Here is a 26,877-nt window from a genome sequence, read left to right on the forward strand (position 1 = left end):
GACTTTGATAAGTAGGTTTAGCATAAGGTGAGACGCAAGATTGCTCTTTGGAAGTAATTTAGCGCCTCATCTTGTGTGTTTATAGAAAAACACAGCATGTAGTTAAACATGTGCATAGTGCCAAGTTGCTGGAGAAAGCACAACAAAATGGCTGACAAGTCTAAGTATGAAATCACCGAACACGACGACGGCAGATTGACTGTCGTTGCTCCTGCGGGCGCGGATGTCAACGTTCGCATTGACTGGAGTGGTGCCGTCATCGTGACGCTCACGCCGCAGGAGACCGGCCTGAAGCAAGCACTGGGGGCCGACTTCTTCGATATTTCCGAGGAGCTGCTGCAGAACAGTCCTCCCCTTCGACCCAACCACCCCGAAGACAAGCGGCCAGGAGAGGTCTACTTGAAGAAGGAGAACGTCTCTGTAGAGCCGCCGGAATCTAGCCTCCCCCATCGGCACAGGATGTCCTACTAGCCAGCTACACGAGTGATAGGTAGACATGAATATAGAACGTATACATGGCTGGTGCACTCTCGCACATTTCTACCCCGCCCTGTTTTTCTATATTGATGCCTACTTATCACTCTTATTCCATAAATGCGGATTTATGCTGACGAGTTCAAAAGAACGAAAATAAGAGTATAAAGACCGCTCCACGTGTTAAGTTGCGAGTTGCTAACTGCGCAAAGTGCTGTTTATTCCCTCGGAGTTTTTAAAACCAAGAAAATCCGTTATATCTAGAATATCCCCGAGCAAAACGGTATATTATTGTAAACATCATGGCCCCATCGTCTAACGGTTAGGACACCAGATTCTCAATCTGGTAATAGGAGTTCGATTCTCCTTGGGGTCACCAACTAAAAAACCTGCCATTTGGCGGGTTTTTTAGTTGAGCGATTCTTCAGGAGAAGCGAACTCCGTATAAGCGGCCATTAGGCTGCGCGGAGTTCAGATAACAACGAGCACGCGCAGAAGCTACCTCCTAGTTTCGAGCATGTGAGGCAGTTATACAAAGTATTCTCCCCTGCCTACCGGCAGGCAGGTTGGGGTCACCAATTTAAGATCCGCTCGAAAGGGCGGTTTTTAAATTGGTAAGCTTTAATGCGAAACGAACTCCGCAAAATGCGTTATTACCTCTTTTATTACTTGAGAAACAGTAATTGTATAAAAAAGGATGCTGGCTGCGAAACAAAGACAAAGTGAAGCAGTGTGTAGTTTCTTTACTATCCCATAAGTTAGCCAATGATTTTACCGATTTTAGTGTAAGGATACGCAAGTATCTTGTGTGAGAAAATGGCGTTAGAGGTTGTGAAATCTGGAGAAAAATCGTAAGAAGAGTAGCCCAGTAACAATATCGGTTGAATAGCGAACCGACTTTTAATGCCTTCTGGGTACATTTAGAGACGGCTAGAGCGATTTTTAGACTATAATCTAAGGTAATATCCTTATGATATTATTTATGATATGGATGAAAATAAAAACAATGAAAATAAAATAATCCAGTCATTTGATCCACAGTCGAATACTCAGCAATCCGTTGAAGTTAATCAGTCTACTAATACTCCTCTTTCAAGCCCAGCCTCAAGCAGTCAATTTAACCAGTATCAGAATAATAAACCTTCAAAATGGCGTTATTTCTTCGTAGTATTAGGAATATTGCAAGCATTGGGTGTTGCAGTATTTTTCTTAATAATGTTTTGGGCTATACAGCAAGCTAAGGTAGGAGTTTCAGGTACTGAATATGTTGGCTTAATTCTCTTCGTGACTCTTGTACCTGCCGTTGGAGTAATTGCTTTAATAAATCTAATAAGCTTACCGATATACATGAGGAAATTCAAACCACGTGGTAAGGGGTTCTTGCTGGCTGTCGTTTCGCTGATCATATCAGTAATATTATTTATGTATGGAGCATACAGTGTATACCAATTAAGAGTTGCGGCTCCTAGACAGTATGAAGAGTTCAGTGAGCAACTGAAGAAAGATTCGGAACAAAGGGAACAGGAGTTCGCCGTAGATAATGCAAATCCAGAAATAACTAAAGAAGAAGCAATAACATTAATACAAAGCTGTAAGTTAAAGGGTTTCTACTATACAAAGGAAACCGAAAAAGAGCATGGGACATCACCTGCTATATCAGCAACTGGTATTGTTCTGACTAAAATAGATGGAGAACCTTACAGAATCAGTATCGCTGATAGTCTAGTAGACGAACTGGTACCTATTGCTCGAGAAGCTCAAAAAACGTGTGGCGGTCCTCAATTTTGGCATGACGGTAGGTACGAACAGTTCAAAGATGGTAGTTGGTATTTCAAGGGTGAGGTTGTGAATAGTACGCAATCTGGTAAAACTAAAGAAGAAGCTATTAGTTTCATGCAGGATTGTAAGGCGGACTATTTTGTTGGCTACACTGATATAGGACTTGTGAAGGACAGTAATACTAAATCGTGGCTGGAGAAAGCCGAACAGTCAAGTAGCGGTATAGAAATATCTGAAGGACCAACGTCTTATGTATTCGCATCAACGTCAATGACTACAGAACTACAGGATACGGCAAGGCAGTTTCGACAGTCTTGTTACAACACTAAAAAGCTGTATGTAACAATAGATGACTGGATAGAGACTGAATATCCAGCGGGCCAATGGACTAGAGTAAAACAATAAAACCCAACCGAAAATACAACAATAGAATAGTCGGTAGTAGTTCTACTCTAAGCGGAAATGCATCCTGCTACTGTTGTCGCCCTCATATAGTTGTATACCTCAGGTAATTCAGTACAGATTACGTTCGATTTCGACTTCACATAGGTCACTATGAAAGCGCCCAGCCTTGTGCTGGGTTTTTTCATGATGGATTTCGTTGATGAAATCTCGAACTCTAGAGTTCAGATAGCAACAACCACGCACAGAACCAAATCCCCGAGTCTATACATTTTTCTGATATTCTTAAACGAATGAATACATCAAGCAATAAAAACAAATCACTTAAACCAGAAAGAACCTTATAATTTGAAAGCTCATAAACTGTCCAAATGGGGCCTGTTCTTTATTAGCATGAGTGTCTTGCAACTTTTAGGAATTATTTCTTACTATGTTACGGGGTTTTTATTTAAGCAACAGTTTGGGTCTGACAATTCATCAACCCCGTTTAACACCGACGATTTATTTATCTTGATGTTTGGAACTATTGTCCCGGCTGTGTTTTATATTTCACTAATGAATATAGTTGGGCTTCTGATTTATGAAAGTAAACATAAATCAGAAGGTATCCGATCTGTTGCGATTATGCTTTCTTTTATTTTTTCTTTAATTCTCTGTTTATTGGCATCTCTCTTTTTGCGCGAGACGAGGTTTTTGTTTTTCTTCCCCTAAGGACGCACAGTCTTGCGAACGATCAACCATGTGAGGCAGTTCTACAAAGTATTCCCCATCTAGATTTCAGGTATTCAAGCAAGCAGCACGATGCCTGCCTGTCGCCAGGCGGGTCGGGGTCTTGTCGACTATGCAAGGGGTCTATAGTTCCATCGCATCCGAATATTCAGGTAGCAGCTCCTTCTCATCTTCTACTTTTTTGATCACTAGTTTGGTTACATGCCAGTTCGGCAAATGCCCCAAATGTACCGTATTACAATGTAGTCCATCATAGTTAAATTGCTCTGTAATGAACGACGAAGAAAACTTACTCTCTTCTTCGGGATAGAAATATGCCACTGATTCTTCCATCTGGCTGTCGGTTTCGTTAAACAACGATCGAAATGGTTTTTCGGTAGAAAATTCAGTGGGCGCATATAGATCGTTATTGCTAAGAGAAAGGTCGGTGCGATCCATTTGAAATAGCGGCATATTTAAATATGCAGTAATTAATGCGTCTTCTAACAGCTCATTATCGCCTATGATGTGCTCTTTGATTTCTTTGAAACTGTGTCCTTTTTCATCGTAGCGCAAGTCTTGAACATTAAATTTTTTTAACCGAAACGAAATAGCCTTTTCTACACACAGCATTTCTAGTGCTCTTGTCGAAACATCTAGCTGCCTGGCTTGTTGGTCTAGGTAGGTAAGATAATCCTCTTCGTATTTTTTTAATTCTATCGTGTGTGTGGTATCAGGGTTTAAATACTTTTCAAGGTATGCGTTGTCTATATAGCGGTACTCTGTCTGCAACACTTTAATTGTTAAATCCAAGTCAAGTAAAAGAACCACGCCGATATCTGCATAGCGCTCGAAGTACATCTTCATTTTGAAGATTTTTAGTATGTCCTTCGCTTCCAGTCGGTCAATATCATCAAAAACTACATAGAGCTTTTTTGGACTGCTAGTACTTGTTTTTTGTGCGGCATTAAATGCAACGGGATTAGAGTGTAGATTTTTTTTAAACAGTTCAATGCCATATTTGTGTTTAATAAAGCTATTCAAGTAGTCTTCTATATCATCGTGTTCATCTACGCCAGTCACGTCTTTCATTTCTTTAAATTCTTGGAGCAGCAGCCTTATATAGTCGTCAAAATCATTCAAAATCACAGGACAGATATACAGTAGTTTTGGTTTTTCTGTTAATTTTTCGAGTCCTTCGACTGTATATATAAGCTTTTCGAACTTATTTTTTTCTTCGTCTTTTGCCCACAGCAGGTTATTCACAATAGCCAATAGAGTAGTTTTGCCAGTGCGGTGCTTGCCATCTATCAAAATAGTCGACTTGGATTGCGGACTATCTGTATTTGTTAGCTCATCAAGTAGTGCCTTTAACGCTCGATAGTGCATGAAGCTATTACGGTATTTTTCTAGAAAGTTGCTTGCTTCCTTATCTCCAACTTCATAAATAGAAAAAATATTGGTATTGGCTGTAGTGCTCCAATCATTTTTTTTAGCTCTCTTTCTTGCAGTATTATAGGAGGAATCTGATTTTGTAAAATAAAATAAAACAGCCGCGGATGAAATCACTACTAGCACGGTAGCTATGCAGTATGGCAAACTATTAAAATTTATAGCTGGAAAAAAGGAACTAATTACACTAAGTGATTGAAGTACCTTGGCCAACAGAAAAGTCGATACACCACTGATAATTGCAATGTAGAGGATGATGCGGCCAAGGAATTTTAATTTAAACTTCATAATTTAAGTATATAACAGAGAGGTTGCACCCAGATAAATTCCAATGATATCAATGGAGTAAAGCAGTCGATAAATTGACAAAATTATATAAATATACTAAAATATATTTCATGAACATCCACGACGCTGAACTTACTATCATCGGAGGAATTAATACCCCTGCGCGATCGATGGAGCGGGTGCTGGATGAGCTTATTGATGCTGATTTAGCCACTGACGGACAGGCTTTTTCGTTTAGAGAAGCCATGAATAATCCTGATTTAATTAAACGGGCTGCTGCTGGCAACACTGTAGTCGCTCACTCTGCAGGTCTGCTTGCAGTAACGTCTGAAATGCGACCAGCGCATGTAGAGGCCATTGCTGGTCCAGAGCCACGGTCTTTTGGCCGGTTAATAGTTGGAGCTGTAAAACTTAGCCTTAATCATGCGCGTAATTCTGGGCTAAGCGAGCAGGGTCAGCGCCATTTACATCTTAATGCCGAAAAAGGCTTAGAGCTTGCGACTCACACTTACGGGAATTTACGACACATGAAGGCCATTGGTAGTTTTTCAACCTTCGAAATCCTACGAGAAATGGCAGAGGCTGGTCAATCTGTTGGTTCAGTGCTTATGGATGCGGATGAGTTTTTCCCGATTGCTACGATACAACCTCGCTATGAAGAGGCTGCATTTTCACGGACACCGGTACCGTATGCTATTGCCGAAGGTGGCCACGATCAGTTTTTGACCCACCCTATCGAAACATCCACAAACTCGTCACTATAAACCTTCTCTTGCGGAGGTATGGGCTATAGCGCCTTCCACTCCTTCAACTCCTCTGGCAAAAAACCCTCTGGGTGCTTAAAGCCGGCTTCCCATTTTGTGCCTTTGCTATAGCCAAGGTCTTTCATGAGCTCTGTCGGAGCGTTACGAATATGGAGTGGTACTTGGGCGGTTGGATTGTCTTTGGCCGTTTGCAGAGCGTTTTTCATGGCTGTTGTGACATCACGCGACTTGTCGCAGCGCGCAAGTACTAAGGCGCAGTGGAACAGATTATACTGACACTCTGGCATGCCGATTCGCTCCACCGCCATAAACGTACTGACAGCTACATTAAGCACGCCATTTACCGCCAAGCCGACGTCTTCGCTGGCGAATATAACCATTCTGCGGGCAATAAACTTAGGGTCCTCCCCTGCTTGTAGCATTCGCGCTAAATAAAAACTGGCGGCATTTTCGTCGCTGCCACGCAATGATTTTATAAATGCGCTAATAGTGTTGTAGTGGTCCTCGCCCTTTTTGTCGTAGCCAGGTAATTTGTTTTGAGCTGCAGTTTGAATTGTATCGGGCGCTATAACGCCCTTTCCAGCTATTTGTAGGGCTAATTCGAGTGTATTTAGAGCTGTGCGGGCATCGCCGTGGGAGAGCCGTATTAAAGTAGTGACGCTTTTTGACGGTAGTTGTTTAACTGTTAGTTTAAGCTCTTTTTTTGCTCGTTGGATTATTTGTTTTAAAGATTGTTCTGACAGCTGTTTGAGTACAACTACTTTACTGCGGGACAACAAGGCGTTTATTACTTCAAAGCTCGGGTTTTCGGTTGTGGCTCCGATTAAGGTGATAACACCACTTTCCACATACGGTAAAAAGGCGTCTTGTTGGGCTTTATTGAATCGATGGATTTCGTCTACAAACAACACAGTACGGTTTTGCAGGCGGTTATTTTGTTTAGCGCGTTCGATTACCTTCATTACGTCTGCTTTGCCGCTCGCGACAGCACTGAGTTCTATAAAGTCAGCTTTGGTTTCGGTGGCTAAAATTCGTGCGAGAGTTGTCTTACCGGTACCTGGTGGCCCCCAAAAAATAAGGCTGGTGAGCTTTTTTGTTTTAGCCAATTCAAAAAGCAGCCCACCCTTTTTGGTTAGGTGTTCTTGCCCAATTACGTCAGCTAATTTTTGTGGACGCAGCTTGTCTGCAAGTGGTTGGATCATCTTAAGTTTAATTATACTATCTGCTGCTTTCATAGCGTTGTTAACTTCTCATATAGGTGGGTTTATCGTTAATATTCTAGATGCTTTAATTTAAGAAGGATATTTTGATGAAGCGCGTATTGACACGTTCAACGTAACAGTCTTAAGCATCTTTCTAAGTTTTCTCTAAGCTGTCCAGATGCACGAGGGGCGGTGATTGATTTAATAAGTAATAGCCTAGCCTCCACAAACGCTGTTTTCCAGTTCAATGAAATTGATGCGAGCAGACTCAATCTGCTCTGCAGTAGGCTCGGTGTCTTGTATGAATATAACCACATCTCCGATAAGGTTTTGTATGCGTTTTAGGTCAGACTCATCTGGTAGGTCTTCTTGTGCGTGAGCCACAGGAAAAAATCTGTTCAGGAAGCTAGTTTCCGGAGGATTAAAGCTACTTTGGTCCCCGAAAAAGGTCTCTAAGTCATCATTTAAGAAAGCATCTATGTCCCTGAGTTCTAATCCTGAATCAGTAGCAGCGTAGACCCACATCGAGTCTTTTAATGTGTTGTCGAGTAAATCCCCATGAGCGGGTACTTTCTCCCAATCCGTTAGTGAATTTTGCTTGTACCCAAGCGTGCCATCGACACCACCAACGCTATTTCCATAGTAGCCAAGTAGTTGTGCGCCCGTTACGTCTTTCCAGTGAAGATGCACAAATTGGTCTAAATTATCATGAAAATGGATAGGTTGCTTTGGGAATTCAGCGCTACATACTCCCTTCTTGTATTCTTGCTGAAACTTATCATCACTAAAGTCGATTGCTGTACCATCAACGACATACTGCATTCGTAAGTGTGCGTGTTCTAGTTTTGGGCTTCTGAAATTTACGGGTGAGTTGAAAAACAAAAAACCGTACACGCCGCCAACGATTAGAAACGCAGCAAATAACCCAATAACCAGCGCTTTAACTTTTGAATTTTTGTTAGAACTTGTCTCTTTATTAGCCTCTTCGGTGTTTAGTTTTTGTGAATTGTCTTCCATGTGGCTCCTTCGTTAGTTGTACTATGTATTGATAGATCCTGCAGCAATGCAAACACTGTGTTTGATTCGTCACCAGCGAAGTCAATGTAAAGAACAGGCACACTGCTTTCGCTCGGTGACGTCATTTGGTTCCAGCTCTCTCCATCATCAATACTCCTCAGCAGGCCAGATTCAGCAAATGATGCTATACGCTCGCTTGGGTTGTTGGGATTGATTGCAAATGCAATAACAGCTGATTCTCCGTAGTATTTTTCCCAACTATCACCTGCATCGGTACTAACAAAAATACCCGTTGATGTAGATGCATACACCGTATCTTGATCTTCTACGTCAGCAGTTAGAGAAATAATATTTGTATTGGCTGGTCCATTAGTAATTTCCCATGTTACACCGCCGTCAATACTGCGCTGAAAGGTTCCAGTATATGAACCATAGAGATACAGCGGATTAGCGTCGCTAATTGTCATTGCATGAAAATCAACTGGCCCTTGAGCTCCATCTGAAATTTTTTCAAATGTTTGTCCGCCGTCGGTAGATTTTAAGACACCAAGATTACCACCAGTCTTGGGGTGCCCACTTGCGTACATTACCTTAGGATCTGCAGGATGAGCCGCAAACCCCATAAAATCATGTTGGGCCTCACTTATTCTTTCTAGCGTCGCTTCATCAAGAAGTCTATAGAGGCCATTGTGATTTGCTATATAGAGGCTTTCTTTGTCGCTGAGATCAACCGAAAAGCCGTGTGCGTCAGCAAGTGTGTCTACTGCAACTGGGCTGAATGCTTCTGGCTCTGTGTCGCCAGACATAATTAAAACTAAACCTCCGAGCATTAAGAACACTACTAGCAGTACTGTATTCTTCATATTCATCCTTTATATATTAATTCTGCGAAGCAATTGTGCGTTAAGCGCCACGATAACTGTAGATCCAGACATCAGTGCCGCGCCCACCGCAGGTGATAAAACAAACCCGGTAAATGCCAGTGCACCTCCGGCAAGTGGAACGGCTGCCAAGTTATAGAATGTTGCCCAGATAAGATTCTGTACCATTTTGCTATAAGTTGCTTTACTCAGTTTAATTACCGATGTGACAGCCCGTGGATCATTTCTGGCCAAGACTACCCCTGCTGATTCGATAGCAACATCAGTGCCCGCACCGATTGCTATACCAACATCAGCTTGGGTGAGCGCTGGTGCATCGTTCACACCATCGCCGACCATTGCAACTCGTTTTCCACCAGATTGGATGTGTTTAATGATGTCGGCTTTATCGCCCGGGAGCACCTCGGCATGCACCGTATCGATACCAACACTTTTTGCAACCCAATCGGCTACAGCTTGGCTGTCCCCAGTAAGCATTCCGACTTTAATTCCTTGGCTATGCAAATAACGAATAGCCTCTTTAGATTCCTCACGAATGACATCAGCAATAAGAAATACTGCAAGAACCTTCGTGTCCTCTACAAGATAAACTGCACTTTGAGCGTTTTTTGCAGCTTTATTAGATGCTTCTTTAAATGTTCCAGACAGCTTTACTCCACGTTCCTTCAGAAGTTGAGGTCCACCGATATAGTATTTCTTGGAATCGACTTTGGCACTTACACCTTTGCCAGATATTGAGGTAAAGTCGGTGGCTTTCTTGGGTCGAATCTTTTCTTCGTCTGCGTAGTCAGTAATTGCTTTGGCGAGTGGATGCTCGGAGTCTGCTTCAATTCCAGCTGCTACGGAAACAGCATGTTTTTTGTCCTCGGCAACAACTTCGACTACTCCGTGCTCTGCTTTTGTAAGTGTGCCGGTTTTATCAAACACGACAACATCTATCTTTCGTGCCTGCTCAAGAGCGAGCCGATCCCGGACTAATATTCCAGAGTTTGCAGCTTTTGTTGTCGATATCGCAGTTACTAAAGGTATAGCGAGCCCGAGTGCATGAGGGCATGCGATAATCAGCACTGCAACAACTCGCTCGATAGTATAGTCTAATCCGCTCGTCCCCAGGATCGCCCAAGAAACTGCAGTTATCAAAGCTGCTATAAGTGCGTAGTAGAACAAATACTTAGCGGCAGAATCAGCAAGTAGCTGTGTTTTAGATTTTGAATTCTGAGCGTCTGCTACGAGCTTCATTATCCCAGACAAAACAGTGTCATCACCGAGCTCTGTAACCTGTACTGTGAGTGAGCCTTCAGAATTGATTGCACCTGCGACGACTTTATCGCCAACATCTTTTTCTACCAGCTTAGATTCGCCGGTGATGAATGATTCATCTATGCCAGATTTACCTTTTATAATTTCACCATCAACAGGGATACTTGCACCCGGACGCACCAGCACTTTGTCGCCAACTTTTAACTCTGCAACAGATACAGTCTTGGTACCGTCTTTAGTAGCGCGCTCTGCAGTGTCTGGGAGTAGTTTTGCAAGTTCGCCTAGAGCTCCTTGCGCGCTATCAATAGATGCCATTTCAAGCCAGTGTCCTAGAAGCATGATAGTGATAAGCGTAGCGAGCTCCCACCAGAAATCCATGCCATCAACAAGCCCAAATGTAACAGCTGCGCTATAAAGGAAAGAAACAGAAATTGCCATGCTGATTAACGTCATCATGCCGGGTGTTCTAATGCCAATTTCGGCACGTGCACTTTTTAGGAATACTAAGCCTCCATAGATTAAGATAACCAATGAAAGCAACGCAGGAATATAGGTAGAACCACTAAATTCTACTGATTTAAATGATAAGAACGTTTGAATTGAAGGAGAAAAATACAGCACAGGTATCGTTAAGAAAAGTGACACCCAAAATTTTCGCTTAAATATGTTTGGGCTATGTCCAGCATGTTTATCGTGATTTTGTGTATGTGATACGTAGCCTTTATTTTGTTTTTCCAGCGCCATCTGGCATTTTGGGCAAGTACCTTTTTTATCCTGGGTTATTTCTGGATGCATCGGACAGGTGTAGTAATGGTCCATGTTGTTTCCTTTTTATTGGTTACACTTGCATTTATCGTCACAAGAGACACACGACTCACACGAGCAATAGTTTTCGATGTGCGAGTCTATCAATTTCAAAAGCGGCGCAATCGTATCCTGATTTAGAGCGTATATGCGTTCTTTGCCTTGTTGAGTGACACTCACGAAGTGGCATGACAAAAGTCTATGCATGTGGCGGGATACGAGTGATTGTTCAAGCGAGGTGTTTTCTGCAATATCATTCACTGAACTATGTTCACATTGCAGTAAATACTGAACAATACTTAGGCGGTTTTCATTGGCAAGCGTTCCAAAAAATCTCTCATATGACGTATCTAACATATGTGTATGGTATCATAGGATATCAATTAAACAAGCAAGTTTTCATGAAAACAATCCAATTTATTGCAAAAGAAATTGCAGACAGACCCTATGGTTTTTTGGGAATCTGGATAGGAACCCTATGGATCTTTCAGTATGCAACTAGTTTTAGTTTGTTTTCCCATATACTTACAAACAATGCGCTTAATATTTTTGAAAAATTGAGCTTTTTTTTAGACTCAATAACTAATTTATTCAGGTATAGTAGCGACCCGCGCGCTGCATCTATTATTGTCTTTAGTTTTATCGCTGCAATTAATTTTTTTCTTATGGTTCGAGCCTATCGAAACAAACAAGCCATTAAAAATAAACGCGCAGGGACCGCCAGTACTCTCGGCGCCCTCATCGGGACCCACTGTGTAGCATGTGGAGGCTCATTGCTTGCCCCTCTGGTTACAACAATAGCCGGCAGTGGAGCTTATTTCAGTTCATCGCGAATCCAAACAGGCATATTTATAAGTGTATTTATTAATGCAATCGCTATCGTATTTATAACAAAAGCCACTATTAAGATGGCAAAAAAACACATGATAATGAACGAAATTGCACAGCAAGTATGAGATATAAAAGTTATCACTCGCAAACTCCAAAAATTGTTTTAGCAGCTTCGATAGTTTCAATTGGCTTAGCAAACTTATACGTATATACAGAGATGGACTTTGAAAGCAACGAAGTTAGCGTGACTGTTAAAGAAAAAGAGACAATATCCACAAAATTAATCGAGACTTCAGAAGCAGCAGTGCTTGACGAAGAAAAGCCACAAGAAGTTACATTTAGCGTTGAGTACACAGTTCCCGGTAATAAGCGCAATGCGCTTGATGTAAAATTAATACTAGATAATAAAATTATTATTTCTGTTGAAACTGTCCATAGATCGATAGATGCAGCTTCAGCAGGCCACATCAGAATTTTTGATAAGGGTGTTCAAGAGCAAGCGACAGGAAAGGCTACTGGAGAAATTGAGGATATTCTGATATCTAAAGCTAGCTTAACCACGAAAGCGTTTAAGGCTGGTCTTCGTGACGCCATATAGTTGATTGAGTATGTATGCTTACGTTTGAGGCACTCGGCACCGGCTGGAAAATTAAAGCAAATGATTTTGACGTTGTTGCCGAAAAGAACAAAATCCTCTCCGTCGTTACGGAGTTCGAAAACAATTACAGTCGCTTTAAAAAAACTTCTTATGTTGGAAGGTTGAATACTGGATCATCAATCAACCAGCCCCCAAGTGAACTCTACGAAATGCTGGAATTTGCTTACCGGGCTTACCAGAACACACAGGGAATGTTTAATATTTTTATCGGCGCTACGCTCGAAAACAGTGGCTATGGACTCAAAAACAACAATAAGTTCAGTAATGCATTCAGTGGAGCTATTTCGTTCTCTGAACAAGAGATAAAACTTACTGGTGAGCATAGTATTGATCTCGGCGGTTTTGGTAAGGGGTGGCTTATAGATAAATTAGCTTTAATTCTGCAAGATAAATCTGATAACTTTGTGATCAATGGCGGCGGAGATATGTATGTTAAGGGTAAAAAAATAGTACAAATTGAAAGTACTGGACATAAGGTGGGGGTAGAAGACCAAGCCGTTGCATCTAGTAGTGCTGCGGCTCGGGCATGGAGGTTTGGAGGCGTACAACACACTCACATTCCCAGTGCTCAATCCGAGCACCAAGCAAGTGTTATTGCAGGTGATGCGAAGACCGCAGATATGCTAGCAACAGTTAGTTTGCTAAGTAATAATGCACAACTAAAATCACTCGAGAAATCATATAAAGCGAAAATCATGCTTGTGCAAGGCAGTGATATTATCTACTGTTCAAAAGCTGAATTCTTCAATATGAATATTTGAAGCTTTTACACCTTGGTTTTTTAAGTCATCTCTCAATATTTTCATCATTTGGCTTGGTCCACAAATAATATATTGTGCACTCTGCCAATCTGGGACGTTTTCTTTGATTTTTGAAGCTGTTATTCGATCTGCCCTGCTGCCTGCTTTTGAGCTCTTCTCTTCACTATAGAATTCATGCAAATTTTGGCCTAGTTCTCTGCGGAGACTAGTTATGAAGTTTGCATTTTCTCTCTGTCGGTTGGCATAGAAGAGCTGTTTATTTTTTAACTTTGGATTAAAAAGATGCATCAAAAAAGGCGTTATGCCAATACCTCCGGCAATAAATACAATTGTCTCACCAGAATTTAGGTTTGCGACTTGTGTAAATGTCCCGTACGGACCATCAATATACATGGTTGCGCCCTGTTTGACCCTCGTTAACTCCCCGGTGTATCTACCAAACACCTTAAAGGCTACAAATATATTCCCACTTTTTTTGCTATAGTGAGCAACGCTAAACGGGTGGGATTCGCTCGTTATGGAGCGGCGAAGATATACGTACTGCCCTGGCTTAATTCGTAACTTTTTATTTTGTGGCGACAGTTCGAGCAGCACTACATGTCCATTTAACTTCGTTAGCTTAATGACTGTGTACTTAGTTCTCCCTAAAGACACAAACATTCGAAGTCTTACGACGGTAAATACTCCAAATACGGCAGCGAGTGAATACCAGTATGCAAAGACAGCATGATTAATAAAGCTAGTTCCAATACTTGGTGCGTGGATAAAGACAAACGGCAGAGAGATATAGGCAAGATAGTGAATATACTTCCACAACCTGTAACTCAAGAATCTCCTAAGCAGAACGGATGTGAGCCATATAGTTAGGATGAAAAAGAGGGCAATTCTTCCGTAGCTCACGCTTGTCTCTAGTCCGCCAGAAAAGTTTAGTGCAAATGAATATGTCCACGACTTTGCATAAAGAATCGTAGCTGCAACTGGATGTGCAAAGATTAGCAGACTCCCCCAGACACCAAACAGTACATGCAGGCGCGTGACCCACGGCAATTCGTTAAAATATAATCCTGAAACACTACGGGTGCCAAGAATGTATTGCCAAAGAATTAGCACTGTGCCAATGAATCCAGAGAAAGTGGAAATATATAGCCACGTCAACTTTGGCGTTCCAGCTAGAATAAATGTTGGTAGAATCGACAGCAATATTAGGCAAAATAAAAGTATCTTCTTGTTTTTTTCGTTTTGCATTTTAGTATAGTATCAGTTTTCTTGGTTGCTGGTTTGTTCTATGTGATTTATTAGGCTACCTATTTTTGCTGTAAATTGATCGAAGATTTCATGCCTACTAACTGCTTAATTTTGGCATGTTTATACAGAAATTCATCTAGCTACGTAAGGTGTTCTTGGCCAATTACCTCGGCAAGTTTATTGGGACGTAGTTTGTCGGCCAGCGGTTGATTCATATTATTTAGTATACTGGTGTTGATGTTTAAGAACACAATTCATAAAACCAACTGCAAGCGTAAGCGCCGGTTTGACAACTTAGAGTCGGCCAATGCAGCTTTAGACCTCATAAACCCTAAGCGAAAACCCAAAAAGCCCAACCGGGTCTACAAGTGCAATCAATGCTCTGGCTACCACCTGTCGTCAAAAAAATCTATTTAATAATAATCCGAACAGCTGTGATTGGTTTTGTAACTGCAGAGTTAATAATTTCTAACAATTCTACCTGTTGAAACCGCAGCTCTGTAGCTTTTGCAGCAGAATTTGCAGTGACTAAAATTGACCGATCGGTGTTAATTTTCAGCAATTTAACAGATGTGTCGTGTAGTCGGCTTAATTCAGTTTGGATAATTTCAAGCTCGGACTTTTTGGAGTCAAAATCAAGCTGCTTGGCTTTCTTTAACAACAAGTCGCTAATAGGGTCCATGCTGAACTAACCTATGACTTGCTTGACCAATGCGACCAAGCTTTTAGGAGTAATGTCGGCTTTTATAAAGTAGCCGTCAGCACGAGTTTCTAAAGCTTGTTTAGACATGTCGTCTTGAGCGTAGTTGGTCATAATTACTATTTTGGTGTCGGGCAGGCCTTTGCCGTCTGCACCGCGCAGGTCAGCTAGAACTTCTATGCCGGTGCGTTCTGGAATAAAAATATCTAGCAAAATCAAATCATAGGTTTGTTTTCGCGCTTGGGAAATACCATCTGGGCCGGTACTTACTTCGTCAACTTCGTAGCCAGCTTTGCGTAAGGCACGGGTGTACATTTCGCTAATGAACATGTCGTCTTCAATGCACAGTATCTTTTTTTCGTTCATCGTAAAAACCTGCTTTCTGACAGAGTCAGAAACTCTGTTTTTACTTGCAACGCACTTCTTTGTTGCTTACTCCACTGCTCCTTCAGCGTATTGCTAATACGTTTCAGTCCGCGGTTCGTAATCGCCTTGAATTGCATCTGCATGAACGAAAAAAAGTTGTGATTGTCTGTGTTTTTCATATCCCTTCTTCTATCTTCCATCTTCTAATTTTATCTTCTATATAGTGAATGATTTTTAATCCAGCCGTGTGTACCACGAGTAATTGTTGGTGAGTCGCCTTCTTCTAGTTTAGCAGCTATTTTTTCATATGGCGGCAAACTAAAGCCGAATGTACTGCCTTCTCCCTCTTTTGATTGTGCCCAGACATGACCGTGGTGAGCGTCAATGATAGCTTTGCTTATAAATAACCCTAATCCAGTGCCGCCAAACTCTTTTTGAGTACGGTGTGATCGGTAATATTTTGTGAACAATTTCCCGACTAAATTGTCTGGTATGCCAACACCGAAATCTTGCACAGTTGTTTCGATTTCGCTCTTGTCGTTAAGCCGAGCAGTAATGATGATACGTTCATTGTTACTACCGCTGTACTTAATTGCGTTGTCGACGAAGTTATTAATTACTTCGATAATACTAACCGGGTCGACAGCTACATGTGGCAATGCACTGTCGATTTTAAGTTCGATAGTTTTGCCGTGCGCTTTGGCGCGTATCTGCAGTTGGTCAACCGCTTGGCGCAAAATAGTACCCCATTCTCCTTCTTGCAGACTAAGGTTAAGCTTTCCGCGGTCAACTTTTGCAACATTTAGTATGTTGTTTATGAAACCACTTAGCTGGGCGGCAGAGGCGTCAAGTTTATGCATATAATTTTTTTGATCGGCAGTCATGGCCTTTTCTAGCTCGTCGGCAATGGTTTCTATATAGCCGCGAATAACCGTAACAGGTGCGCGCAAGTCGTGTGCAGCCATTGCTACAAAGTCGACTTTCATTTCTTCATGCTGGCGCTCAAGCGTGCGGTCCACCAGCATAATACTTGTTTCAATGCCGCTCTCTTCTGCCCGGATGTAGCGGGCCCACACATCAAAGTTATATTCTTGACGGTCTTTATTTTGAAAACGAATTTCGGTCCATTGTTGTTCGGCATTTACCGCTCCCGCTTGTTGGAGGTCGACCCAGGTTGGTAGCACGTGTTTGTCGTTTTGAATTAATGCAAATACGGCTGTAAATTCTTGGCCCAACAAGTCGTGGCTGGATTCTACACCGACTAATTGAGCGGCTGCTTGGTTGGCCAGAGCAATTTTTTTATTATGGTCTAAACCAATGACCGGGTATGGCAAAATATTTAACGTCCGCGCAACTTGCCGAGCAGTGGAATTTAGTTTTTCTGAGTTGTTCATTGAGTTGCTAATGAAGTTCTGCAAAGAATTAAGTGCATGGGTAATTAAATCGTTTCCCAGTTGGCTTGAAACGGGGTCGAGGGTGGTTTCGCTAGCGGTGGCGTGTTCAACTTGCTGAGCCAAACTAACTAAAGGAGCGCTAAATTGTTTAGATACAGACAGCGACAGAGTCATGCCAAGCGCACACCCAACAACCAGGCTTGCAGCGAAAATAATTAGCGGTTGCAAGTCGGTAAAGCTAGCTAACAGCAATCCGACACCTGCAACACCCAAAACTACTACTGCCATTACAATAATAAGCCGTTTAAAAATTTGACCTTCGTATTTATTGGTCATAGCTGGTTGTTTGACCTTCGGGTTGAGCTGCGAACCATACTTTACCGCTGTTAATGGCGATTTGTTGACCTGCTTCGTCGGTAAATTCATATTGGTCGGTTAGGTTGTTTTTAGTCCAAGTTGCTTTGGTGAAGCCGCCATCCTGAAAGATAAAAGCAGTGTTACTGCCAGTGCTTTGAATGCTGTTATAGGTTGTGCCGCCTTCGCTGAATTGACTGTATTTATTCTTAAGAACCACTACAACGTCAAAGCGCAGCTGTTCTTTAGTTTCTAGGTCGGTGTGCGGCGCACCAGCCAAGGTTCGCTTGTAGTCGTTGGTGGCAGGGTCGTATTGCCAAGCCGTGTCGTATTTTGCGGCTGAATACTCAATGTTGATCGTAGAGGCTGTTGGCGTGGCGAGTGGTTCGGGCTCTTTGCGCAGCAGTGAGTCAAATTCACTGGCGTTGCCACCGCCAACATTGCTTAGGTCGTCGTAGTTGGTATAGACATTATGTGGAGCAAACCGAAAGTCTACTCGTTCAAAGGCGCGCGTGCCAATGCTGAATTGATTGAGGTCTCTGCTGCCAAGTTTTGTTGCGGCTTCGCTAAGCGCTCGTGGGCTCCCTCCGACATGAGCAACATAGGCATTAAACGACAAAGCGAAGTCGGTAAAGTATGGCCGCAAGCTTCGCACTGGACCAATTGTTTCTGGCGTGTTGTCATGGAATAGCGCTAGGTAACGGGTTATGCCACCTTCAGCAATTGCCTCAAACACAATGTCGGCATCTTTTAGGCCAGTTTGCGGTCGTGCTTCGCTACTATTGCTGATCATGACTCCAATCACTGGCTGTTGGTTAACAGATTCGGTGACGTCGTGGCCGGTTGTTATCGAAGGCACGAGCTTAACGGCTTCGCTGGCCTCGCTGGCTGACACGTCAAGAGCTGTTCGATCAACCTTTTCGACGCCATTAAAAATTTTCAAACCAAAAAAAATAGCAAACATAACAATTACAACCCCAGCAGTACTGGCGCCGAGTTTTACTTTATTTCGTTTAATCCAAGCAGAAAAATCAGCAAGTTTATCGCGCATATGGTTATAAGTATAAGGCCTACGGGCAGAAGATGGAAGATAGAAGACTGAGTATAGTTAACTATAGTTTGCTCTGGGCGATTCTTATACGCTCTAGGGATTCGTCTTTGCCTAAAACTGCTAATGTTTCGAATAAGCCAGGAGCGACTGTGCTGCCAGTCACAGAAATTCGGATTAGCTTAAATAGAACCCCAACCTTGGTTTCTAGCTCATCGACAAGGTTGCGCAGAGCCGTTTCAAGGTCCTGTTCGCTAAAGTCGCTTTGTTGCAGCTTTTCAATAGCGGCTTCTAAAAAGTCGGTTAATTCGGTGTCGGTAAGCTTTTTAAGTTGCTTGTCGTTTGCAATAAAATCACGGGGGTTAAAGTCGGGCCGTGTGAAAAAGAACCGAGTAGCGTCTGGAATTTCGCTGAATTTTTTTAATTTTTCTTGAATTAAACTCAGGATTTTCTTTTTCAGATCATCATCGGCGCTGGCGGCTTCTTCGGGCCACCATTGTTTTGACAGTTCGTAAATATCGTCAAGTTCGAGCGTGCGGATATGATGACCAGATATCCAATTAAGCTGCTTTTCGTCGTAGCGAGCGCCCGATTTTTGCACTCTATCTAAGCTGAAGCTATCTATTAAATCTGCACGACTATAAACTTCTTGCTCGGTTCCGTCGTTCCAGCCAAGTTTAACCAAAAAATTAAGAATGGCGTCGGGTAGGTAGCCTTGGTCTCGGTATTGAAGCAAATCAGGAGCTCCGTCACGCTTGCTGAGTTTTTTGTTGCCGGTTGGCGCTAATATACTTGGTAAATGCGCAAAAACTGGCGGTGTTATGCCAAGTGCTTTGTAAAGCATTAAGTATTTAGGGACAGAACTAACAAATTCTTCGCCGCGGATAACGTGCGTTACACCCATTTCAAAGTCGTCAACAATGTGAGCGAAATTATAGGTTGGGTAGCCGTCGGCTTTCATTAAAATAAAGTCATCAATATTTTCTTTTGATTCCTTTTGTGGCCCCCGAACTTCATCGTTCCAGGCTGGGCTTTGTGGTTCGTCTATTTTGAGTCGTAGTGGCAAGCCAATCTGCCATTCTGGTGGGTTAGCAGGCCGGTGGTCGTTGAAGTGGAATGGGCGTTTTTCGGCTTTGGCTTTTTCGCGCCATTTAGTTAACTGCTCTGGGGTGGTGGTGTCGGCGTAAGCTTTACCTTCGTCGACGAGCTTTTGGGCGTAGCGGGCGTAGATTTCTAAGCGTTCAGACTGGCGATACGGACCGGCTTCACCACCAATATCGGGCCCTTGGGTCCAATTCAAGCCAAGCCATTTTAAAGATTCTATTAAGTGCGCTTCCGAACCTTGCACTTCCCTATTCTTGTCGGTGTCTTCGATGCGTAAAATAAATTCGCCATTGCTTTGCTGAGCGAGCAACCATGCAAAGATAGCGGTACGAGCCGCACCAATATGCATATAGCCTGTCGGGCTTGGGGCGAAACGAGTTACGATCTTTTGTTCCATAATCCTATTGTATAGGAGTTTGTAATTTAGACTAGCTTACAGGTTCTTGTTGGCTCGCTTGACTGCAACTGCTCCGGCTACGGCGGCAGCTACTAATGCCAGAGTTCCACTAACAATGTCTATTGACGGTGTTTCAGGTACATCTGCAAAGAGTGGTGGCGCTTCTAGTCCTCTAGCAAAATCCTCCGAAGTGTATAAACCACAAATACTCTCAACTTGCGGAAGACAGGTGTAATAATCGTTTTCATGCCTACTAGGTATGTATGGTCCATATTCAGGGTGTACGTAATCTGGTGGTGCATTAAGTTCTTCACCCTCCATCGGGCATTCCTCGATGGTTTGAACATAAACACCATCAGCACAGAAATAAAGCTCAGGGTCTTCTTCCACTGAATCAGAGTCTCCTCCCGCTGAACCCATGTCTAGATAATCATTATCTAGTTCAGTAACGGGGTCGTTGGGGCATTCTTGCAGTCCTTCATGATTATCTGCGGGCAGAATAGTCCCATCCGGGCATTCTGTGTACTGATGAGGGTATTCATTCGGCTCAATCATAGTCGGCGTTGCTGGATCTTCATCACTTGATGGCTCGGAAAAAGAATAGCCGGAATCTTGGAATTCGTAATTCATTATTATTTCTCCACAATTTATTGAAAACATATTACAATGAAAATTATGATTTGTCAATAGAGTTCCAAAACTGGCATTTTATTTTTCATATCACCTAGTATCAGTGACGTTCTATTCTTAATAAACTAAAGACTTGTCGCTAATCGAGTTAACTGGTCTTTATCAAGAAGAGATTCGCCGTCAATAACAAATAGCATGCCCCTGTTCACCCAGGCGGCTTCGGACCCGTTGTAGTTGTATATGGTTAAGCCATCTTCTTCGATTACTTCGTAGCGAGCTGATTCGCGCGATACATAGTTTTCAAGTAATGATCGAGAGTCCCAATCACTTTCGCGCTGGATGAGTGAAAACTTACGTTGGTCGGCATTGGCTTTGTAGTTAATGGTGACTTCGCCGTCGGTGTATTCAATTGGGCCATTCAAAGCAAAGCCACTCGGTTGATAGCCGGGCATGGTTGCTTCAATTCCAGCACGAGAAGCCGCAACTCTAAACGCTAAGTTAGGAGCGTTTAGATAGGCTGCATAACCCAACAGCACCATGAAACTGAGTGCAGCGGCAGACAAGCTAACAATGCGGCGACTAGAGAAAATTCCCCCAAGTCGTTGCGATGGTTTGGCAGTTGGCTTTGGCAGTTGCGATGATTGCTGATTTAGGTGGTATTCGGCAATCTGTTTATTGATAGTACGGGGTTTAGCTGGTGGTCCTGCCTGAGGAATAACATATTCAACCACATTAACGGCTGCATGCTTTGCTTTTTGCGACGGGTGCTGGCGGTATTGCTTAAACGAATGATCACTCAACACACCAAAACGAGTAACGTGATGAGACTGACGGTGGTAGGCAGCACGTTGTAAGCGAGCTTCTGTTAGGGCTGCACTTTGTGGCAACTTATGGTCTTTGTGGTTGGCAGTCGGTTTTTTGTGAGTTTTGACGAATACGACGTTTTGCGCTGGTTTGCGTCGCTTTACAGCAGTTGATTGTTTTTGGTGGAGTGCGTGGGCTTTTTTAGGTACTCGGCGTGTAATGGGTTTAACAGGGGCAGCTTGAGTAGGAGTTGTGGCTTGGTTGTGTCGTGGAAGTGGAGCGGGTGAAGCTTTTGGTGCCCCCGGGGCAAAGCTAAGTCCGTCCAACGACCGACGAGGTTGACCTGCAACCTTCCTGCCATTTATAACCATTGTGTGTTTGTTGTTTGCCATGTACTTGGTTAATTATACCCTTTTCCAAGCGCTTACGCTTTGGCTCTATAATACGGAATTTCACCTCTATTGGCAAGGTGCTGTATGAGGTAAGTATACTTTGATTGTTTCTTTAAAAAAGTAGTATTTCTCTGTTTTATTTGGCAAGCTGCCGCTTACAAACCTCTCGCCCATTTGTGTCGACAAACGGGCACAAAACGACTGGGCGGGGCACCCATCTCTTGAGTAGCTGTTAGTACTAAAAACATTCTCAAAAAGAGTACTTGATACAAGAGTGCTCCCAGCACTCTTGTTCAGGCACGCATTTTGAGGTGAGGTTCACATGTTTTTGACTACAACAGCCTACTCAGGAGATTGCTGCTTTAGGCCCAGACCCAAGCGAGCAAAGCTCGCAATGCAGCTAGTCCACTTTGAACTTCTTCCTGATGAAGAATGCTTTTTGCACAATTGCTCGGAGGGCGAGGACCACGGAAGCGAATACTTGGAGCTTTCTCCCGCAGCCAATTGTGTAAAAAGCAATGAAACATAAAGAAGGAGTGAACGTGGTGATCTTTTGGCTCCACCGTTTTGATCACTCAAAATGGTGGAAATGAGGGCAGGCGGCAGCTTGCAACTTTTTAGATAAAAATAAAATTTTTAAAACTAATTCACAAAAAAACTCTTTTTATAGTCATCAAGATTAGTCATAGCTATATTAGCTCCCTTAACCGCACAGTACAGTGGGTCTTGGGCGATTATGCATGGTACGCCGACAACTTTGCGCATAAGATCGTCGAGTTTGTGGAGCATTGCCGTGCCACCAGTCAGCATCATGCCGTGTTCAACAATATCTGCAACAAGTTCTGGCGAAGTTCGCTCCATAACTTGGCGAATACCTAGAACGATTTGCTCAAGTATGCCTTCGATAGAATCAACTAATTCGTTACTGCTGACTTCAATTTGTTTGGGCATGCCGCCAATTGTGTCGCGTCCCTGAACTTTGATGGTTTCGTCTTGTTGCCGTGGCATGGCCGATGCTACCAGTCGCTTAATTTCTTCTGCTGTTGCTGCGCCGATTGAAATTTTATGATTCTGGCGCATGTAGCGGGCAATGGCGTTGTCGATAGTAATGCCGCCAACCCGAATACTGTGCGAGGCCACTACCCCGCTTAATGAGATGACTGCAATTTCGGTCGAGCCAGCGCCGATGTGCACAATTAGATTGCCAGTTGGGTCGGCAATAGGTATACCGGCGCCCAGGGCTGCGGCAACGGGAGCGTCAATCAAGAATGGGTTACTAATACCAGCAGTTTTAGCTACGTCGACGACTGCTCGTCTTTCGGTCGAGGTTGCCCCTGACGACACCGTTATCATGGCTTCGGGTTTACGCAGCCTAAAGCGACCGATTGAGTCGATAATAAATTGTTCTAGCATGAGCCGGGTCATTTTAAAGTCTGCTACTACCCCGCTGCTGAGCGGTCGAGTGGCCAATAATGCCTCTGGTGTGCGTTCCATCATCTCCAGAGCGTCGGTTCCGACGGCAGCAATCTTGTTGTCGGGTGTTTTGGCGATTACACTTGGTTCGTCAAGAACAACACCTTTACGAGGTATATAAATGCGCGTTGCGCTGCTTCCTAAGTCGATTGCTATTCGTTGTGTAATCATGTGTTCTTGTTAAGTATTAGTGAGTTGCAGCATATCTGCAAACATAAGCAGTAACTTATTTGTTATACTAGAAAGCACCTAAATATGCTAGGACATCAACCATCATTCCGGCACTTTTTATATACTGCCGTGGCAAATATTGCCACGCTTATTTTTGTTGTGATCGGAACTATTCTAATTGTGGCTTTAGCGCAAGGCTACCGCTACGATGTCGCCAGTGGCGAAGTGTCGTTGTCGGGGTTGTTGCGAGTTGAGTCTCGTCCCGTTACGGCTGAGGTTTTTATAGACGGCCAATCAACCGATGAACGCACATCATACAAAGAAACAATCCCTGAGGGCTCGTATAATGTGGAGCTTGTAGCTGATGGCTATCGAACATGGCAAAAAGACGTACAAATTCGAGGTGGACTTGTGGAGTGGCTTCGGTACCCACGGTTGATACCAGAAACACTTGTAGCAGAATCTGTCTTAGCTCAGCCAGCAACGCAAGAACTAAGCTTTAGCCCGGATGGCCAGTTTGCCGTGCGCGGAACTGCTCAGGAGCTTGCCTTGCTTGACTTAACTAATCCATCAGCACAACAACAGCCAATTAACTTAACTGTCGGGCCAGATAGCAGCATCCAATCAATACTGTGGAATTCAAATGGCTCGGCTGCGCTGATTGTGATTGCTGGCGAGCAACCGTCGTTTGTCATTTTTGAGCCAGAAAGCTTAAAAGTAACCGATGTCACCAAGGTGCTGTCGAGCTTTACGCCTGTAGCTTTGCTTGAAGATCAAATTATTGGACGACGAGGAGCAAATGACTTGTGGGCAGTTCCAATAAATGGTGAAACTGTTAGTCCACTTGCAGCGAGCGCAACAGCCTTTAGTACCAGCCAAAATTACACAGTTTGGGTTGAAGATGGCGTTATATCACTGTGGGATGGTGAGCAGATTGTTGCCATCGAAGATGTAATTCGGTACCCACGGTTGATACCAGAAACACTTGTAGCAGAATCTGTCTTAGCTCAGCCAGCAACGCAAGAACTAAGCTTTAGCCCGGATGGCCAGTTTGCCGTGCGCGGAACTGCTCAGGAGCTTGCCTTGCTTGACTTAACTAATCCATCAGCACAACAACAGCCAATTAACTTAACTGTCGGGCCAGATAGCAGCATCCAATCAATACTGTGGAATTCAAATGGCTCGGCTGCGCTGATTGTGATTGCTGGCGAGCAACCGTCGTTTGTCATTTTTGAGCCAGAAAGCTTAAAAGTAACCGATGTCACCAAGGTGCTGTCGAGCTTTACGCCTGTAGCTTTGCTTGAAGATCAAATTATTGGACGACGAGGAGCAAATGACTTGTGGGCAGTTCCAATAAATGGTGAAACTGTTAGTCCACTTGCAGCGAGCGCAACAGCCTTTAGTACCAGCCAAAATTACACAGTTTGGGTTGAAGATGGCGTTATATCACTGTGGGATGGTGAGCAGATTGTTGCCATCGAAGATGTAATTGAAGCTACCCCGACAGAAATTGATATTTTTGAATTTGAAAGTAAACAATACATAGCTGGGATGACTGACGAAGGCGGCTTTATTATTCGCGATGTTCTTGGTAAACAATCGGTGCGTGACTTGCCGGCCGCCACTGACTATATTGAGGCCTCAAGAAATGGCCACTATGCTCTGTTCGAAACAACTACCGGCTATAACACTGTTGACCTAGATCAAAACACCGTTCATCAGTTTACGTTTGACCAAGAGGCTGCAAACATCCGCTGGGCAGACGATTTTTCGCTTCTAGCAGAGGTTGGTGAGGCCCATGTCCTACTCGAATTCGACGGCGGCAACCAAGAAGTTGTAACTACAGCGTTGGATGCTTCTGATGTTGTTTTGTCTCAGTCTGGCCGGTCAGCCTACGTGGTGTCAGAAATTGCTGGATCAAACTCTACCGTACTCGACCAAATTAGCCTCATCGTTCAAGACAATTAATCAAATAGCCAGTCGCGTAAGTTGTCCCATAGCGACCGCGTATTGCCGCCAATAATTTCTTGGTCTTCAGGGGTTAGTTCGATATCTGCTTCTTCTGCTTCTAGGGGGTCGGGGCTAATTTGTTCGGCCTGGATAACAAGACGCTTCCAACTGGTCCCTGGCGGCGTACAAGTAATGAGGGTTGAAATCGGTAGCCCGTTTGTTTCTTGGCTAACTACCCTAAATTCTGTCGGTTCAATAACTTCTTTGTTAAAAATTTCATAGACATAGCGCTTACCCTCGAAATGGATCATGTAGGTGTCGCCGATTTCTAAGCGGTCAAGGAGTGAAAACGCATTTTTGTGTTGTCCGCCGTTCCAGAAGCTGTTTGACGAGTGGCCTAAGATTACAGTATTACCAACTTGGCCGGGCAACGCTGTTCTAGCGTAGTGCACCACACCCTGTTCTAGATAGTCTTGAATCACATCATCGTTACGGGTTTCTACCCCATATACAGTAGGCACTTGGACATTGATTTTTGGAATTATAACTTCCGGTTCTGCCCCGACAGTGTTATTAGCTGAGGGATCGATAATTTGCGGAGAAACCACTGCATCACCCGGGCTAATGTAGTAGTTAATTTGGCCTGAAATTAGCTGGTTGTTGTACAGCACCAACACAAGTGCAGTAATAATTGCAGTTTTGTACATTGGATTCTTTTTTTGGGTTGGAGTTTTGTGTCGTTGTCGTTTCCAAAATTTAAGTTTGTCTTTTTTAGTTGCGCGCAGCTTTTCGGCCTGTTTTGTGAAGTTCTTAATCGCACTGTCTCGTGATGTAGCGGCAGAATGCATCTGACCTTCGGGATTAAGCTGCTGCGAAATAGTTGGTGCAGCAAACTGATCCTCATTAACGACGGGTTGCTGAATGCTTGGTTGCGGCACTGGTGGCTCTACGTGCGGCCGGCTGGTTTGAGGACGTGGCGTGGATACTTGAGGCAGCGTAAATGCAGATTGAGCCTGCGGTAACTCAAAATGAGTATTCGGTGGCGGTAGTTCGTGGTCTGGCTGAGCAACATGATCAACATGATCTATAGATTGCTGCAGCGATTGTTCTCGTTCGTATAACATGCCGGTAGCTGGGCTGTGCGTATTGCCGTGCGGAATTTTAAATGTTTGGAAGTCTTTGTGGCTGCTGTCGTTTTGGTGCGGTGATTGGTGCGTGCTGGCCTGGGTTTGGGTCGATTGGTACGGTCGAAATACTGCTGGTTCAGGCGTTGGCTGTTCTACCACCGGTTGCTGTGGCTCTGGTTGTGGTTGAGCGGCTGGCTGTGGCTGAGAATCATCACCATATAAAGACGCCAATTTTGCGCGGACTAAATTGGCGGCAAGTTCACTGTTCTGGTCGGGGTCGTCTTTAGGCGGATTGCTGTTGCTAGAATTGCCTAAATACGGGTTATTGTGTCTATCCATGTTGTTTAAGTTTAACAAAAATATTGTATAATAATTATGTTTTTTTGTACAGAGTAATGTTTGAGGCACAACCTGAGTTAGTTTATGGCGCATGTGCTGTGT

General features: G+C 43.5%; 23 protein-coding genes and 1 tRNA gene. 8 read left to right on the plus strand and 16 right to left on the minus strand.

All coding sequences use genetic code 11. From position 1 onward, the window contains the following. Positions 1 to 147 precede the first annotated feature (147 nt). From EYO12_00605 to EYO12_00615, 3 genes are all read left to right on the plus strand, one after another. Positions 148 to 471 carry a hypothetical protein gene (locus EYO12_00605; GenBank protein ID HIA91602.1) on the plus strand — a complete coding sequence of 108 codons (324 nt, stop codon included), beginning with the start codon at positions 148 to 150 and terminating at the stop codon, positions 469 to 471. Positions 472 to 778: 307 nt separating this feature from the next. After that, a tRNA-Glu gene (locus EYO12_00610) sits at positions 779 to 853 on the plus strand. A 608-nt stretch (positions 854 to 1,461) separates the two neighbouring features. Beyond that, complete coding sequence (locus EYO12_00615; GenBank protein HIA91603.1) at positions 1,462 to 2,658, plus strand: hypothetical protein; 1,197 nt, start codon at positions 1,462 to 1,464, stop codon at positions 2,656 to 2,658. An 849-nt stretch (positions 2,659 to 3,507) separates the two neighbouring features. Here the strand turns inward: EYO12_00615 and EYO12_00620 are convergent. After that, complete coding sequence (locus tag EYO12_00620; GenBank protein ID HIA91604.1) at positions 3,508 to 5,103, minus strand: hypothetical protein; 1,596 nt, start codon at positions 5,101 to 5,103, stop codon at positions 3,508 to 3,510. A 110-nt stretch (positions 5,104 to 5,213) separates the two neighbouring features. On the opposite strand from EYO12_00620, the gene EYO12_00625 reads away from it, so the two are divergent. Further along, complete coding sequence (locus tag EYO12_00625) at positions 5,214 to 5,867, plus strand: hypothetical protein (GenBank protein ID HIA91605.1); 654 nt, start codon at positions 5,214 to 5,216, stop codon at positions 5,865 to 5,867. Positions 5,868 to 5,890: 23 nt separating this feature from the next. On the opposite strand, the gene EYO12_00630 is transcribed toward EYO12_00625, so the two are convergent. From EYO12_00630 to EYO12_00650, 5 genes are all read right to left on the minus strand, one after another. Next, positions 5,891 to 7,066, minus strand: a complete 1,176-nt coding sequence (locus EYO12_00630; protein HIA91606.1) for a replication-associated recombination protein A — start codon at positions 7,064 to 7,066, stop codon at positions 5,891 to 5,893. 219 nt (positions 7,067 to 7,285) lie between these two features. Further along, a complete protein-coding gene (locus EYO12_00635; GenBank protein ID HIA91607.1) occupies positions 7,286 to 8,086 on the minus strand; it encodes a hypothetical protein in 801 nt (266 codons plus the stop codon). Beyond that, positions 8,062 to 8,955: a hypothetical protein gene (locus tag EYO12_00640; protein ID HIA91608.1), complete on the minus strand. Its 894-nt coding sequence runs from the start codon at positions 8,953 to 8,955 to the stop codon at positions 8,062 to 8,064. The genes EYO12_00635 and EYO12_00640 overlap by 25 nt, the downstream gene beginning before the upstream one ends. Positions 8,956 to 8,958: 3 nt before the next feature. Beyond that, positions 8,959 to 10,971 (minus strand): heavy metal translocating P-type ATPase, encoded by a 2,013-nt coding sequence (locus EYO12_00645; protein HIA91609.1) that lies wholly within the window; start codon positions 10,969 to 10,971, stop codon positions 8,959 to 8,961. Positions 10,972 to 11,058: 87 nt separating this feature from the next. Next, the gene (locus tag EYO12_00650) at positions 11,059 to 11,388 is read right to left on the minus strand and encodes a transcriptional regulator (protein ID HIA91610.1); all 330 of its coding nucleotides are present in this window, start codon (positions 11,386 to 11,388) and stop codon (positions 11,059 to 11,061) included. Between the two features lie 44 nt (positions 11,389 to 11,432). Here EYO12_00650 and EYO12_00655 point away from each other — a divergent pair, with 44 nt between their 5' ends. From EYO12_00655 to EYO12_00665, 3 genes are read left to right on the plus strand one after another with little or no spacing between them, the layout of a single operon-like run. Next, positions 11,433 to 11,987 (plus strand): hypothetical protein, encoded by a 555-nt coding sequence (locus tag EYO12_00655; GenBank protein ID HIA91611.1) that lies wholly within the window; start codon positions 11,433 to 11,435, stop codon positions 11,985 to 11,987. Then, complete coding sequence (locus EYO12_00660; GenBank protein HIA91612.1) at positions 11,984 to 12,460, plus strand: hypothetical protein; 477 nt, start codon at positions 11,984 to 11,986, stop codon at positions 12,458 to 12,460. The genes EYO12_00655 and EYO12_00660 overlap by 4 nt, the downstream gene beginning before the upstream one ends. Before the next feature lie 14 nt (positions 12,461 to 12,474). Beyond that, a complete protein-coding gene (locus EYO12_00665) occupies positions 12,475 to 13,281 on the plus strand; it encodes an FAD:protein FMN transferase (GenBank protein HIA91613.1) in 807 nt (268 codons plus the stop codon). On the opposite strand, the gene EYO12_00670 is transcribed toward EYO12_00665, so the two are convergent. The 9 genes from EYO12_00670 to EYO12_00710 form a co-directional block, all read right to left on the minus strand. After that, positions 13,249 to 14,526 carry a hypothetical protein gene (locus EYO12_00670; protein HIA91614.1) on the minus strand — a complete coding sequence of 426 codons (1,278 nt, stop codon included), beginning with the start codon at positions 14,524 to 14,526 and terminating at the stop codon, positions 13,249 to 13,251. The two genes, EYO12_00665 and EYO12_00670, sit on opposite strands and share 33 nt — an antisense overlap. A gap of 409 nt (positions 14,527 to 14,935) precedes the next feature. Next, entirely contained in the window at positions 14,936 to 15,208 is a 273-nt protein-coding gene (locus EYO12_00675) for a DUF721 domain-containing protein (protein HIA91615.1), read from the minus strand. Between the two features lie 6 nt (positions 15,209 to 15,214). After that, entirely contained in the window at positions 15,215 to 15,592 is a 378-nt protein-coding gene (locus EYO12_00680; protein HIA91616.1) for a response regulator, read from the minus strand. A 209-nt stretch (positions 15,593 to 15,801) separates the two neighbouring features. Next, positions 15,802 to 17,412, minus strand: a complete 1,611-nt coding sequence (locus EYO12_00685) for a HAMP domain-containing histidine kinase (protein HIA91617.1) — start codon at positions 17,410 to 17,412, stop codon at positions 15,802 to 15,804. Beyond that, on the minus strand, positions 17,312 to 18,391 hold the full coding sequence (locus EYO12_00690; GenBank protein ID HIA91618.1) for a DUF3048 domain-containing protein: 1,080 nt from the start codon (positions 18,389 to 18,391) through the stop codon (positions 17,312 to 17,314). Before EYO12_00690 ends, EYO12_00685 begins: the two co-directional genes overlap by 101 nt. Before the next feature lie 61 nt (positions 18,392 to 18,452). Beyond that, positions 18,453 to 19,889: a glutamate--tRNA ligase gene (locus EYO12_00695; protein ID HIA91619.1), complete on the minus strand. Its 1,437-nt coding sequence runs from the start codon at positions 19,887 to 19,889 to the stop codon at positions 18,453 to 18,455. 36 nt (positions 19,890 to 19,925) lie between these two features. Then, positions 19,926 to 20,519, minus strand: a complete 594-nt coding sequence (locus EYO12_00700) for a hypothetical protein (protein ID HIA91620.1) — start codon at positions 20,517 to 20,519, stop codon at positions 19,926 to 19,928. 125 nt (positions 20,520 to 20,644) lie between these two features. Then, positions 20,645 to 21,715: a hypothetical protein gene (locus EYO12_00705; protein ID HIA91621.1), complete on the minus strand. Its 1,071-nt coding sequence runs from the start codon at positions 21,713 to 21,715 to the stop codon at positions 20,645 to 20,647. A 642-nt stretch (positions 21,716 to 22,357) separates the two neighbouring features. After that, positions 22,358 to 23,359: a rod shape-determining protein gene (locus EYO12_00710; protein HIA91622.1), complete on the minus strand. Its 1,002-nt coding sequence runs from the start codon at positions 23,357 to 23,359 to the stop codon at positions 22,358 to 22,360. An 84-nt stretch (positions 23,360 to 23,443) separates the two neighbouring features. Here EYO12_00710 and EYO12_00715 point away from each other — a divergent pair, with 84 nt between their 5' ends. Next, positions 23,444 to 25,327 carry a PEGA domain-containing protein gene (locus tag EYO12_00715; GenBank protein HIA91623.1) on the plus strand — a complete coding sequence of 628 codons (1,884 nt, stop codon included), beginning with the start codon at positions 23,444 to 23,446 and terminating at the stop codon, positions 25,325 to 25,327. Here EYO12_00715 and EYO12_00720 read toward each other — a convergent pair. Beyond that, entirely contained in the window at positions 25,324 to 26,868 is a 1,545-nt protein-coding gene (locus EYO12_00720) for a sortase (GenBank protein ID HIA91624.1), read from the minus strand. The genes EYO12_00715 and EYO12_00720 overlap by 4 nt on opposite strands. Positions 26,869 to 26,877: the final 9 nt, after the last annotated feature.

The organism is Candidatus Saccharibacteria bacterium (assembly GCA_012965045.1).
In the GTDB taxonomy this organism is placed as follows: domain Bacteria; phylum Patescibacteriota; class Saccharimonadia; order Saccharimonadales; family DTSZ01; genus DTSZ01.